The following is a 12,842-nucleotide window of genomic DNA, read 5'->3' on the forward strand; positions in this document are numbered from 1 at the left end:
CGCCGGGACGGTACCTCAGGTGATCACTTGTGCGCACTCTGTATTGACTATGAGTCCGATCGTGCTCAATCGCCCGACCTGATCCAGCCGTTCGGCGTGATGCGCGCCCCGTCCGCGGGCCGCGCCTCGTCGAACACCGGGCGCCCCGCCCCGTCGAGAAGCCGCAGCCCGTCCACGTACACGCCCCGCCCCACGTACCGCTGGTCCGTGGTGTACCGCCAGCGCAGGAGCGTGGCCGCCTCCGGGAGTGGCGCGGACACCCGGTGCCAGACGCGGCCGGACCAGCCGCCGACCGCGCCGGTCGGGTGCGCGGTGCGGCCGTCGGTGGTGAAGGGCAGCGGCCGCCAGGTCGTACCGCCGTCGGCCGAGGACTCCAGGGCGGCCGGGTCGGCGCCCGGCTCGGTGTCCCACCACAGCGCGCACTCCAGTCGTGCGGCTCCCGCCACATGAGGGAGGGTCAGCGTGCGGGTCGTGGCGCTCGCCATTCCCGAGAACCAAGCGGTTCGGCCCCGGGCCGGCCGCACGGGCACGGCCCTGGCCAGCTGGTTCGCTGCGGCGACCCGGGGCGCCGAGCCCGAGCGCCAGGAGCGCACGGGATGGACCGAGTTGCCGAGGACGATCAGGAAGGCGTCGGTCGTCGGGTCCAGGACGAGGCTTGTGCCCGTGAAGCCGGTGTGTCCGGCGGTCCGGGGCGTGGCCATCGCTCCCATGTACCAGTGCTGGTAGAGCTCGAAGCCGAGCCCGTGCTCGTCGCCGGGGAAGGCCGTGTTGAAGTCGGTGAACATCAGCTCCACCGAGGCGGGGGAGAGGATGCGGGCCCGGCCGTACGCCCCGCCGTTGAGCAGGGTCCGGGCGAGGATCGCGAGGTCCCAGGCGCGGGAGAAGATCCCGGCGTGGCCCGCGACCCCGCCCAGGCTGTGGGCGTTCTCGTCGTGGACCTCGCCCCACACCATGCCCCGGTCGAGGCCCGACCAGGGCGGCCGGGCGTCCTCGGTGGCGGCGATATCCGGTCGCCAGGAGAGCGGCGGATTGAAACGAGTGCGGTGCATCCCGAGCGGAGCGGTGATCTCGTCGTGGAGCAGGGCATCCAGACCGTGACCGGTGATCTCCTCCAGGATCAGCTGAAGCGAGATCAGATTCAGATCGGAGTAGAGGTACGCGGACCCCGGGGGATTCGCCGGAACCTCGTCCCAGAGCAGCCGTAGCTTCCCCTCCCGCGTCGGCTCCTTGTACAGCGGGATCCAGGACCGGAAGCCGGAGGTGTGGGTGAGGAGCTGCCGTACCGTCACGTCCTGCTTCCCGCCCCCGCCGAACTCCGGGAGGTACGCCGTGACCCGCGCCTCCAGATCGAGGGTTCCGCGTTCGATCTGCTGCACCGCCAGGATCGACGTGAACAGTTTCGACACCGACGCCAGGTCGAAGACCGTCTCCTCGGTCATCGGGAGCTGTCGCTCGGGCGGCAGCTCGATCCCCGTGTCCGTCTTCTCGTCGTAGCGCGCGTACCGCACGGCGGAGCCGATGGCCCGGTGCAGGGCGACGGTCCCGCCGCGCCCGGCCAGCAGTACGGCCCCCGCGTACCAGGGGTGGACGGGGGAGGGCGCGAGAAAGGTCTCGGCCTCCGTGACGAGCCGGTCCAGGTGCCCGGAGATCAGCCCGGCCCGCTCGGCCGAGCCCCGCCGCAGCGTGGTCCGCCGCGTGGCCGAACCCCCACCGTCCCCCGCGAACCCGGAGTCTCCCCCGGACCCGGGATCCGGGGCGGCCGCCGCCCCCGGCACCGTACCGATCACCACCGCACCTCCCAGGGCCAGCAGCCCGCCGCCGAACGTGCGGCGGCTCGGTCCGCCCCGGCCTCTCGTCGCATCCGTCGCCATGCCCACCCTCTCCCACCCCGGGCGGCGGTGAAACGTCGACAGGCCGTCCCGCAAAGAATCTGACGATGCATCAGAAAACCTCTTCCCTCCGGCGCGCCGCTGCGGCATCCTGCCGCCCATGAAGACGGAGCTGAGTCGCACCCTGGGGATCGAGCACGCCATCTTCGGCTTCACGCCCTTCCCCGCGGTGGCCGCCGCGCTCACCAGAGCCGGCGGATTCGGAGTCCTCGGCGCGGTGCGCTACACCGCCCCGGACGACCTCGCCCGCGACCTCGACTGGATGCAGGAGCACACCGACGGCCTGCCCTACGGCCTCGACGTCGTGATGCCCGCCAAGAAGGTCGAGGCCGCCCCGGGAGGGCAGACACTGACCGAGGCCGACGTCGAGGCCATGATCCCGGAGGAACACCGGGCGTTCGTCCGCGCCACCCTCGCCAAGCACGGCGTGCCCGAACTCCCCGAGGGCGAGGCCTCCGGCTGGCGCATCACCGGCTGGATGGAACAGGTCGCCCGCGGCCAGCTCGACGTGGCCTTCGACTACCCGATCAAACTCCTCGCCAACGCCCTCGGCTCCCCGCCCCCGGACATCGTCGCCCGCGCCCACGACCACGGTGTCCTCGTCGCCGCCCTCGCCGGGAGCGCCCGCCACGCCCGCCACCACGCCGAGGCGGGCATCGACATCGTCGTCGCCCAGGGATACGAGGCCGGTGGCCACACCGGCGAGATCGCCTCCATGGTCCTCACCCCCGAGGTCGTCGACGCCGTGTCACCACTGCCCGTGCTCGCCGCCGGCGGCATCGGCAGCGGCGAACAGATCGCCGCCGGCCTCGCCCTCGGCGCCCAGGGCGTCTGGCTCGGCTCGATCTGGCTCACCACCACCGAGGCCGAACTGCACTCCCGGGCCCTCACCGCCAAGCTGCTCGCCGCCGGTTCCGGCGACACCGTCCGCTCCCGTGCCCTGACCGGCAAGCCCGCCCGCCAGCTCCGCACCGAGTGGACCGACGCCTGGGACGACCCGGCCGGCCCCGGGCCGCTCCCCATGCCGCTCCAGGGACTTCTGGTCGCCGAGGCCGTCTCCCGCATCCAGCGGCACGAGGTCGAACCGCTCCTCGGCACCCCCGTCGGCCAGATCGTCGGGCGGATGAACTCCGAGCGCAGTGTCCAGCAGGTCGTCGACGAGCTCACCCGGGGCTTCGAGAAGGCCGTCGACCGCATCAACCGCATCGCCGGACGGAGCGAGTCATGAGCCAGTCCACCACAGCGAGCGGATTCTGGGCGCAGGCCGCAGCGGACCCGGGCCGTACGGTCCTGGTCGCACCCGACGGCGAGGAGTGGACCGCAGGCCGGCTCCACTCCGAGGCCAACCGGCTCGTCCACGGGCTGCGCGCCGCGGGCCTCGAACGCGGTGACGCCTTCGCCGTCGTCCTGCCCAACGGCCCCGAGTTCTTCACCGCCCATCTCGCCGCCACCCAGGCGGGGTTCTACCTGGTGCCCGTCAACCACCACTTCGTCGGCCCCGAGATCGCCTGGATCGTCGCCGACTCCGGCGCCAAGGTCCTCCTCGCCCACGAGCGGTTCGCCGAGGCCGTGACCCTCGCCGCCGACGAGGCCGGACTCGCCGCCACCCACCGCTACGCCGTCGGCGCGATCCCCGGCTTCCGCCCGTACGCCGAACTGCTCGAGGGCAGGGACGCGGCCGCCCCCGCCGACCGCACCCTCGGCTGGGTCATGAACTACACCTCCGGCACCACCGGACGCCCCCGCGGCATCCGCCGCCCGCTCCCCGGAAGACTGCCCGAGGAGACCCACCTCGGCGGATTCCTCGGCATCTTCGGCATCCGCCCGGGCGACGGGAACGTCCACCTCGTCTGCTCGCCGCTCTACCACACGGCCGTGCTCCAGTTCGCCGCCGCGGCCCTCCACATTGGGCACCCACTGGTCCTGATGGACCGGTGGACACCCGAGGAGATGCTGCGCCTGATCGACCGGCACGCCTGCACCCACACCCATATGGTCCCCACCCAGTTCCACCGGCTGCTCTCCCTCCCCGAGGAGGTACGGGAGCGGTACGACGTCTCGTCCATGCGCCACGCCATCCACGGTGCCGCCCCCTGCCCCGAACACGTGAAGCGCGCGATGATCGACTGGTGGGGCCGGTGCGTCGAGGAGTACTACGCCGCCAGCGAGGGCGGCGGCGCCTTCGCCACCGCCGAGGAGTGGCTGAAGAAGCCCGGCACGGTGGGCAGGGCCTGGCCCATCAGCGAACTCGCCGTCTTCGACGACGACGGAGTGCGGCTGCCGCCCGGCGAACTCGGCACCGTCTACCTGAAGATGAACACCGGCGGCTTCCAGTACCACAAGGACCGGGCGAAGACCGCGAAGAACCGCATCGGTGACTTCTTCACCGTCGGTGACCTCGGCGTCCTCGACGAGGACGGTTATCTCTTCCTCCGCGACCGCAAGATCGACATGATCATCTCCGGCGGGGTCAACATCTACCCGGCCGAGATCGAGGCCGTGCTCCTCGCCCACCCCGCGGTCGCGGACGCCGCGGCCTTCGGCATCCCGCACGCGGACTGGGGCGAGGAGGTCAAGGCCGTCGTCGAGGCGGCGGAGGGCCGGGAGCCGGGCCCCGCGCTCGCGGAGGAGATCCTCGCCCACTGCGCCGACCGACTCGCCGGCTTCAAGCGCCCCAAGTCGGTCGACTTCGTCCCGGTCATGCCCCGCGACCCCAACGGCAAGCTGTACAAGCGCCGCCTGCGCGACCCGTACTGGGAGGGCCACGAGCGCCCGCTCTGAGGGGCCGAAGGCTCCCGGCCCGCCGCCGGGCGTCCCCTCGGTGGGAGCCGTCCGCCGGCGGAGGGCCGTCCTCGGGCGTCTGCTTCGCCGAGGGCGCTGTCGCGATGTCCTCCGGCGACCGGTCCTCCGCCGCGACGGCGAAGAACAGGGCGACCAGGCCCGCGAGGACCATGAGGGCGGCGCCGACGCGGAAGACGATGACGGCGTCGCGGACGGCCCGCTCTCCGTCGGTTCGGCGCAGAGCAACGGGCCGGAGACGCCGCCGGCCGCCGTTCCGATCGCGTGGAAGAACGCGATCGCCATCGCTCCGGCTGTCCCGCACGGTGCCGCCGCAAGGGCGCGGACACGGCCGCCGGCTCACGAATCCGCCGCCCGGCCGTACCCCGACCGGGCCCACGGGCCGTCCGCACGCCCGCATAGACTGCGCGTGCGAGGAGGTCTCCCACGGTGATCGCCTCTCCCGTTCGGCAGCAGGGCGCATGAGAGGGACGACACGATGGTGGGCCGCGATCCCGTCGTACTGGACGACCCCGTGGGCGAGTCCCTCCGGGGCCGCCACTCGCATCTCGCCCGCCGTGTCGGCCGGGCCTTCACCTATCTGCCGGACGTCTCGACCTTCGCCGCCGTGTCCACCGACCCGGACCCGGCCCGGTGGACGGACCTCATCGAACTCCTCGGCCGGGACGCGTTCGCCGACATGTTCAGCTGCCCGGTGCTGCCGCCGCCGGAGTGGGAGCCCGTCTTCGTCCTCGAGGGCCGCCAGATGATCCGGCCGGGCGACGCCCCGTCCGTGCCGTGGGGCGACGAGGCGGACGACGGCGTGGTCGAACTGGGCGCGGAGAGCCTGCCCGAGATGCTGGACCTCGTCGAGCGCACCCGGCCGGGGCCGTTCTGGTCCCGTACCCCCGAGCTCGGCACCTACCTCGGCATCCGTGACAAGGGCGTGCTCGTGGCCATGGCCGGTGAGCGGCTCCGGCCTCCGGGATGGACCGAGATCAGCGCGGTCTGCACCGCGCCCGAGGCCCGCGGGCAGGGTTGCGCGGCCCGCCTGGTCGGCGCGCTCGCGGCACGCGTCGAGGCGCGGGGCGAAGGAGCCTTCCTCCATGTGGCCGAGGCGAACACCGGCGCGATCGCCCTCTACGAGAAGCTCGGCTTCGTGACGCGCCGGCAGGTGACCTTCCGCGGGTTCCGTACGCCGTAGGGCCGGCGTACGGCCTCAGGGCCGGGGCGTCAGCAGCTCGTCCAGTTCGGCCGCGAAGAGCAGTGCCGGGTCGAGGTCCATGCCGGTGAAGTGGCCCGCGAGTTCGAGCGACAGGACGCCGTGCATACGGGTTGCGCTGACCCGACGCCCCGCGCCGTACCGCTCGGCGCGGCCCGGCGGACCTCGGTGCGGGTCGGTGCGGCGGGTCCGTCCCGTGGGGCGGACCCGCGCTACGAACCGGGCGCGACCCGGCTCTGGGTGAGGGCCGGGATCAGTCGCGCCTCCTCGTGGGCGAAGTGCTCCTCCAGTCGGGTCGCGAGTCCGTCGAACCCGGCGCGCAGGGTCTCCGGGTCGGCGCCGGAGCCGAGGAGTGCCTCCAGCTCGGCCACCGTGCCGGCGACCGCCCTGTGCTCCTCGCGCATCCGCTCCAGGGCGTCCGCCAGCTCCGGGAACTGTCGCTCCAGGAGGTCGAAGACGCTGTCCTCGTTGTGGTGGTGGGCGTGGAGGGCGCCGCAGAAGGTGAGGCAGTGGCGGGCGAGCTGCCGGCCCAGCTCCGGCGCCGGTGACTCCAGTCCCGCGCGCAAGGCGGTGAGTTCGGCACGGAGCTCGTTGTGGACGGTGACGAGATGGTCGGCGATCGCGCGGTGCCTCGCAGGGTCGGCGAGGTCCAGGCGGTGCAGGGCGACGACGGGGATAATCCTGTCGGTCGCCGCCTGGTAGGCGGCGAACGCCGGGTCCCGTGCGGTCTGCTCCGCGTACAGCCGGTCCCGCTCCTCGCCCTCCGTCACCACCGATGTCGCCGCGAAGCGTTCGACCGCCCCTTCCGGAGTGCCGAGTTCGACCGTGACGTGCGGGTCGGCGCGGAGATTGTGGAACCACGCCGGGTGCTTGGGCCCGCCGGCGTTGGAGGCGAAGACGAGTAACCGCGCCCCGTCCCGTACGTACACCGCGGGGGTGGTGTGGGCCCGGCCGCTGCGGGCGCCCGTCGTGGTGAGAAGGAGCAGGGCCGCGCCCTCGAACATGCCTCCCACGCGGCCGCTGTTGGCCCGGAACTCCTCGATGACCCGTTGGTTGAAATCGGACATGGCTGTGCCTTCCGGTAGCATCGATCCCGACAGATCTATTTGCTTTGAAAGCAAAGCTAAAAGGGAGGGTGCAGGGTGTCAACCGCACACGAGGGGGACGAGGCCGCCGCCGGGCCGGACCTGGACGAGGCCGTACGCGCGTTGCTGCTGCTCATGCCTCGGATGGTCGGGCGGGCCAAGCGCATCAGAATTCCCGACGAGTTGCAGTCGCTCACACTCGCGCCCCGTCATCTCTCCCTGCTCGCCTACCTCCTGTTCGACGGGCCGCTGAGCGTCAACGAGCTCGCGGTCCGGCTGGAGATCGCCCCCACGACCGTGAGCCTGATGGTCGGAGACCTGGCGAAGAAGGGTGTGCTGGAGCGGACCGAGGACCCCGCCGACCGCAGGCGCAAGATCGTCTCCATCGCACCGGCGCACAGTGCCGCCATCGACGGCTGGCTCGGCCGCAGCGCCGGCGCCTGGCGGGCGGCCCTCGCCCCCCTCGACGCGGCGCAGCGGCGCATGTTCCTGGAGACCCTCACCGCGTACGAGCGCGGCCTCAGCGACCCCCTGGATTGACCGAACCGGGCGAAAGCCCCCTTTGTGGCAGGATGCGGATCATGAGTTCGAGCACGGCGTCATTGACACGGCAGTGGACCACCTGGGGGCCGGTGGTGGCGGCGCTTGCGCTTGTCGCGGCCTGGGGGCGTGACCTCCCCGGCTTCGCCGTCGGGTTCATCGCGCTCTGCCTGATCGCCGCCGTTCTCGCCGCGGTCCACCACGCCGAGGTCATCGCCCACCGGGTGGGTGAACCGTACGGCTCGCTCGTCCTCGCCGTGGCCGTCACCGTCATCGAGGTCGGACTCATCGTCTCGCTGATGGTGGGAGGCGGCGAGAAGACCTCGACCTACGCCCGCGACACCGTCTTCGCCGCCGTCATGATCACCTGCAACGGCATCGTCGGTCTCTCCCTCCTCGTCGGCGCGCTCCGCAACCGGGTCGCCGTCTTCAACGCGGAGGGCTCCGGCGGCGCGCTCGCCACCGTCTGCACCCTGGCCACGATGACGCTCGTCCTGCCGACCTTCACCACCAGCCACCCGGGCCCCGAGTTCTCCGGCGTCCAGCTCGCCTTCGCCGCCGTCGCCTCCATCTGTCTGTACGGCGTGTTCGTCGGTGTCCAGACCGTCCGGCACCGGGACTACTTCCTCCCCGTGCCGCGTCCCGGCCACGACTCGGAGGACGACCACGCGGACCCGCCGACCCGGCGTGACGCCTGGACCAGCCTCGGACTCCTCGTGGTCGCCCTCGTCGCCGTCGTCGGGAACGCCAAGCTGATCTCCCCGACGATCGAGGACGGCGTGCAGTCGGCCGGCCTGCCCAAGGCGGTCGTCGGTGTCGTGATCGCCCTGATGGTGCTGCTGCCCGAGACCCTCGCCGCCGTCCGCGCGGCCCGCCGGGACCGCATGCAGACGAGCCTCAATCTCGCGTACGGCTCCGCGATCGCCAGTATCGGTCTGACGATTCCGGCGATCGCGCTCGCCTCCATCTGGCTGTCCGGGCCCCTGGTGCTCGGCCTCGGGCCGATTCACATGGTCCTGCTGGTGCTCACCGGGGTGGTGAGCGCCCTGACCGTGGTGCCCGGACGGGCCACGCTCCTCCAGGGCGGCGTCCACATGGCGATCTTCGCCGCCTTCGTGTTCCTGTCGTTCAGCCCCTGACCACCACCACCCGCAGCGCCGGCGAGCGCAGGATGTCCTTCTCGCAGAACCGGGAGGTCACCCAGCGCTCGCCCGCGTACAGCCGGGTCTGGTCGCTGTGGTGCGGCGACGCGGGGTTCGACGACTGGGAGTACGTGAGGAGCGTGCGGGCGACCGGGCACCGGCTGCCGTCCCAGCCCACCGCCTGCACATGGCTGGTCCCGTGAGCGACCTCCGTGTATCCGCCGCCCGCCGCGTCCCACACGGGCTCGGTCTTGTTCCAGACGCCCAACGACTCGGCGCCGCCGCTCACCGGGATCCGGTCCCCCTTGCGTACGACGAACTGATGTGCGCCGAGGGGCGCGTCCAGCGGGATCCCCGCCGCCCGCAGCTCCGCCACCGCGTCCGCGAGCGCCTTCGAGAAGCCCGGTGCCGCCGTGTTCAGGGTGCGCGGTGTACGCACCGGGTCGGCCGGCGAGAACGGCACCGTCCACTGCTGCGCCGACGGAACGGAGGCCGTGAACTTCCGCCAGAAGCGGTCGAAGAGCAGGGCACCCCGGCTCTCCACGTCCACCGTCCGGTCCCAGGCGCCGATCACCCGACAGGGCTCGGGATCGCCCGGCAGTGCCGCGGTACAGGCCCGCGCCACGTCGGCCGCCGCCAGATCACCGGCCGGAACCCGGTTGGCGAACTGCTGTCGCTGCAGGTCGGCCACCGTCAGGCCGCCGCGCGCCGCCATCGCCGCCACGTCCTCGACACCGCCCCGGGTCCGCAGCGAGCGCGGCGTCGCGATCGTCCCGAAGATCCGCTCGTAACCGGTCAGCGGCCGTTCGGCGTTGGTCAGCCAGGCACTGTCGTTGGAGTTCTCCACGTACGGGGTGTCCCGCAGCACCGGCATCCTCGCCGGGCCGAAGACACCCGGCTGCACCGCGTCCGGGTCGGAGCCGAGCGCGCAGTCCGTACGCGAGCCGTCGAGCACCGCGACCCCCGAGGACGGGTAGGTGGCCCGGCCGAGCGGGGTGGAGCAGCGCGTGGCGAGTTCGTCGGTGATCCGGGGGAGCACCTGGGCCTGGCTGAAGAGCGAGTGCCCCGCCGAGTCCGCCGCGATCGTGTTGACCCACGGCAGCCCCTGCGTTCGCCGCAGGGTCTCGGCCATGTCCTGGACGGAGCGGGACCTGGCGAACCCGAGCGCGGTGTCGGAGGCCCGCAGATTCGCCGCGTTGGGGTCGTTGAGCGCGTACGCCGTGGTCGTCGTCCACGGCAGCGGGAGCTGGGCGCCGAGGGAGCCGACGACCGGGCCGTACCGGGTCCACCACTGGGTACGGGTGACGGGCGGGCCGCCCTTGACCGGCACGGTCACCTGACGCGGGGTCATCCGCTCCGGCCGGCCGCCCACCAGGTACGCGGTCGGGTCGCCGGGGGCGAGCGTCAGCTGGTGCAGGTTGAACGGGACCCCGGTGGCGACGCTATGGCTCCAGGCCACCTTGTCGTTGAAGCCGATGTTGACGACGGTCGTGCCGAGGAGCGAGGCACCCGAGACGTTCAGCTCGCCCGGGATGGTCTGCTGCGACTGCCAGAAGCGACGGCCGCCCTGCCAGGGGTAGTGCGGATTGCCGAGGAGCAGCCCCCGGCCGTTCGCCGTCGTGGCGCCCGAGAAGGCGACGGCGTTGGAACCCATGGTGGCGTTCCCGGCGGCGAACAACTCCCGGGCGGCCGCGGCGGCACGTTCGGGGTCGGGCGAGCTCCCGGGGGTCCCGGTGAGAGGGGCCGGGGGAGTGGCGGGCGGCCGGGAGGAGGTGACGCCGTCGACGGCGCGGCCCTGCCCGCCGAGCACCGAGACGGCGTAGCCGCGCCGGGCCACGTCGAGGGCGGTCACCGGGCGGACCCAGTCCGCCCCGGCACAGGCGGGATCGGTGATCCGGTTCTTGCGCAGCCAGGCGTTGTATCCGGCCGCCCAGCCGCGCATGAGTTCCCGGAGCTCCCGGCTCGGGCCGGCGGGCGCCGGGGTCCCGAGCAGAGCCTCGACCGTTCCGGCCTCCTTCACCCCGCGGAAGTACAGGTCGCTGGAGAGGTTGGTGGCGGCCGAGGAGAGCGAGCCGTCCGTGGCGGCGTCCGGGCCGAAGTACCGGGAGCGTTCCCCGTTCACGGTCAGGAAGCCGTCCGCGAGCGTACAGATCTGGTCGGCGGCCTGCGCCCAGCCCGTACCGAAGCCGAGGTTCGCGTAGTCCTTGCCCACGATGTGGGGGATGCCGTACTCCGTGTACCGGACGACGGCCGACAGGCCCCGGTCGGAGGGGTGGTGGCCCCGGTCCCCGGAATCGGCCACCGCCGCGCCGGGCAGTGTGGCGACGACCACGGCGAGGGCCGCGCCGGTGAGCGCCGGACGCCTCAGCCTCGTACGGAACAGCCACGTACCGAGCAGGCGGGCACGGAGCGGCCCGGGACGGGCCGGTCGGGGACCCGTCGGACGAGTGTGTCGGTGCAAGGTGCCTCCCAACGGAAGGATGAGCACTGCGGGTCCGACCATGCACGCAGCAGGCCGCCCCCGTTGTCAACATGCCGTTCGGTATCCGAGGTCCGGGCATGTGCGGCGCGCCGCACGGTACTTGACCTCCCGCCCACGGCACACCGAGGATCGCCGCATGGATCGACTCCTCAGCCGCGCCGTCGACGGTGTCCTGCGCATGAGCGCCCAGCGCGTCCCCGACCGGATCGCCGTCCGGTACGCCGACCGCGCCTGGACGTACGCCGAGCTGGACGCGGCCGTCTCCACCGCCGCGGCCGTCCTGCGCGAACCGCACCACCTCGGCCTGGCCGAGTCCGCCCGGGTCGCGACCTACGGCCACAACTCCGACGCCTACCTCGTCGCGTTCCTCGCGTGCTCGCGGGCGGGCCTGATCCATGTGCCCGTCAACCACCATCTGGCCGGAGAGGACCTCGCGTACCTCCTGGAGCAGTCGGAGACCTCCCTGGTCCTCGCCGACCCAGCCCTCGCGGAGCGCGTACCCGACGGATTCGCGGTCAAGGCGCTGCGGGACGCGCCCGGTTCACTCCTCGACGCACTCGCCGCACCGGAGCCGTACGACAGCGACCGGGACGCCCGGGACCTCGTCCAGCTGCTCTACACCTCGGGCACCACCGCCCTGCCCAAGGGCGCGATGATGACCCACCGCGCTCTGGTCCACGAGTACGCGAGCGCGATCGAGGCCCTCGGCCTGCACGAGGACGACCGGCCGGTGCACGCCCTGCCGCTCTACCACTCGGCACAGATGCATGTCTTCCTGCTGCCGTACCTCGCCGTCGGCGCCGAGAACACGATCGTCGACGGACCCGATCCGGCGGCCCTCCTCGACCTGGTCGAGGCGGGCCGGGCGGACAGCTTCTTCGCCCCGCCGACCGTCTGGATCGCTCTCGCCAACCACCCGGACTTCGGGGACCGGGACCTGTCGGCGCTGCGCAAGGCCTACTACGGGGCCTCGATCATGCCCGTACCCGTGCTGGAGCGGCTGCGTGCCCGGCTGCCCGGACTGCGCTTCCACAACTGCTTCGGCCAGTCCGAGATCGGTCCGCTCGCCACCGTCCTCGGCCCCGACGAACACGAGGGCCGGATGGACTCCTGCGGGCGGCCGGTCCGCCACGTCGAGGCCAGGGTCGTCGGCGAGGACGGAGAGGACGTGCCCGACGGCACCCCCGGCGAGATCGTCTACCGCTCGCCCCAGCTGTGCGAGGGCTACTGGCGCAAGCCCGAGGAGACCGAGGCGGCCTTCCGGGGCGGCTGGTTCCACTCGGGCGACCTCGCCGTGCGCGATGCCGAGGGGTACCTCACGATCGTCGACCGGGTGAAGGACGTCATCAACTCCGGGGGAGTCCTGGTCGCCTCGCGTCAGGTCGAGGACGCGCTCTACACCCACCCGGGTGTCGCCGAGGTGGCCGTCATCGGCCTCCCCGACGACCGCTGGATCGAGGCGGTCACAGCCGTGGTCGTCCCGCGCGGCGAGGTCACCGAGGCCGAACTCCTCGCCCACGCACGGGAGAAGCTCGCCCACTTCAAGGCCCCGAAGCGCATCCACTTCGCCCCCGAACTGCCGCGCAACGCGAGCGGCAAGATCCTCAAGCGGGAGCTGCGCGACCGGCTCGGGGCGGCGGTCGGCGAGGAGTGAGACGGGGCGGACCCGGGGCGACGGCACCGACCCGGGCCCGGCGGCCCCCC

9 protein-coding genes and 2 pseudogenes are annotated in these 12,842 nt (G+C 72.6%); 6 read left to right on the top strand and 5 right to left on the bottom strand.

Going from position 1 to position 12,842, the window contains the following annotated elements:
- Positions 1-65: 65 nt before the first annotated feature.
- Positions 66-1,871 carry a serine hydrolase domain-containing protein gene (locus tag IE311_RS20440; RefSeq protein ID WP_189833188.1) on the bottom strand — a complete coding sequence of 602 codons (1,806 nt, stop codon included), beginning with the start codon at positions 1,869-1,871 and terminating at the stop codon, positions 66-68.
- A gap of 118 nt (positions 1,872-1,989) precedes the next feature.
- On the opposite strand from IE311_RS20440, the gene IE311_RS20445 reads away from it, so the two are divergent.
- On the top strand, positions 1,990-3,117 hold the full coding sequence (locus IE311_RS20445) for an NAD(P)H-dependent flavin oxidoreductase (protein ID WP_189833189.1): 1,128 nt from the start codon (positions 1,990-1,992) through the stop codon (positions 3,115-3,117).
- Positions 3,114-4,670 (top strand): acyl-CoA synthetase, encoded by a 1,557-nt coding sequence (locus IE311_RS20450; protein ID WP_189833190.1) that lies wholly within the window; start codon positions 3,114-3,116, stop codon positions 4,668-4,670. The genes IE311_RS20445 and IE311_RS20450 overlap by 4 nt, the downstream gene beginning before the upstream one ends.
- On the opposite strand, the pseudogene IE311_RS36780 reads toward IE311_RS20450, so the two are convergent.
- A pseudogene (locus tag IE311_RS36780) lies at positions 4,588-4,976 on the bottom strand (hypothetical protein); the annotation flags it as partial. The gene IE311_RS20450 and the pseudogene IE311_RS36780 sit on opposite strands and share 83 nt — an antisense overlap.
- Before the next feature lie 190 nt (positions 4,977-5,166).
- Here IE311_RS36780 and IE311_RS20455 point away from each other — a divergent pair.
- Entirely contained in the window at positions 5,167-5,871 is a 705-nt protein-coding gene (locus tag IE311_RS20455) for a GNAT family N-acetyltransferase (protein WP_189833191.1), read from the top strand.
- A 15-nt stretch (positions 5,872-5,886) separates the two neighbouring features.
- On the opposite strand, the pseudogene IE311_RS20460 reads toward IE311_RS20455, so the two are convergent.
- Together IE311_RS20460 and IE311_RS20465 are read right to left on the bottom strand one after the other, a co-directional pair.
- A pseudogene (locus IE311_RS20460) lies at positions 5,887-6,003 on the bottom strand (TetR-like C-terminal domain-containing protein); the annotation flags it as partial.
- 98 nt (positions 6,004-6,101) lie between these two features.
- Positions 6,102-6,956, bottom strand: a complete 855-nt coding sequence (locus IE311_RS20465; protein ID WP_189833192.1) for a nitroreductase/quinone reductase family protein — start codon at positions 6,954-6,956, stop codon at positions 6,102-6,104.
- A 153-nt stretch (positions 6,957-7,109) separates the two neighbouring features.
- On the opposite strand from IE311_RS20465, the gene IE311_RS20470 reads away from it, so the two are divergent.
- Complete coding sequence (locus IE311_RS20470) at positions 7,110-7,514, top strand: MarR family winged helix-turn-helix transcriptional regulator (RefSeq protein ID WP_189833277.1); 405 nt, start codon at positions 7,110-7,112, stop codon at positions 7,512-7,514.
- Positions 7,515-7,555: 41 nt separating this feature from the next.
- On the top strand, positions 7,556-8,653 hold the full coding sequence (locus IE311_RS20475) for a calcium:cation antiporter (RefSeq protein WP_189833193.1): 1,098 nt from the start codon (positions 7,556-7,558) through the stop codon (positions 8,651-8,653).
- Here IE311_RS20475 and IE311_RS20480 read toward each other — a convergent pair.
- Entirely contained in the window at positions 8,643-11,039 is a 2,397-nt protein-coding gene (locus tag IE311_RS20480) for a penicillin acylase family protein (RefSeq protein ID WP_229902056.1), read from the bottom strand. The two genes, IE311_RS20475 and IE311_RS20480, sit on opposite strands and share 11 nt — an antisense overlap.
- A gap of 235 nt (positions 11,040-11,274) precedes the next feature.
- Between IE311_RS20480 and IE311_RS20485 the strand changes: the two genes are divergently transcribed.
- Positions 11,275-12,792 (top strand): fatty acyl-CoA synthetase, encoded by a 1,518-nt coding sequence (locus tag IE311_RS20485; protein ID WP_189833195.1) that lies wholly within the window; start codon positions 11,275-11,277, stop codon positions 12,790-12,792.
- Positions 12,793-12,842 lie beyond the last annotated feature (50 nt).

Source organism: Streptomyces zaomyceticus (genome assembly GCF_014656215.1).
GTDB lineage: Bacteria > Actinomycetota > Actinomycetes > Streptomycetales > Streptomycetaceae > Streptomyces > Streptomyces zaomyceticus.

Coding starts and splice junctions, on each gene's coding strand:
- IE311_RS20440 (WP_189833188.1), bottom strand. CDS start 1,871: ATGGCGACGGATGCGACGAGAGGCCGGGGCGGACCGAGCCGCCGCACG.
- IE311_RS20445 (WP_189833189.1), top strand. CDS start 1,990: ATGAAGACGGAGCTGAGTCGCACCCTGGGGATCGAGCACGCCATCTTC.
- IE311_RS20450 (WP_189833190.1), top strand. CDS start 3,114: ATGAGCCAGTCCACCACAGCGAGCGGATTCTGGGCGCAGGCCGCAGCG.
- IE311_RS20455 (WP_189833191.1), top strand. CDS start 5,167: ATGGTGGGCCGCGATCCCGTCGTACTGGACGACCCCGTGGGCGAGTCC.
- IE311_RS20465 (WP_189833192.1), bottom strand. CDS start 6,956: ATGTCCGATTTCAACCAACGGGTCATCGAGGAGTTCCGGGCCAACAGC.
- IE311_RS20470 (WP_189833277.1), top strand. CDS start 7,110: ATGCCTCGGATGGTCGGGCGGGCCAAGCGCATCAGAATTCCCGACGAG.
- IE311_RS20475 (WP_189833193.1), top strand. CDS start 7,556: ATGAGTTCGAGCACGGCGTCATTGACACGGCAGTGGACCACCTGGGGG.
- IE311_RS20485 (WP_189833195.1), top strand. CDS start 11,275: ATGGATCGACTCCTCAGCCGCGCCGTCGACGGTGTCCTGCGCATGAGC.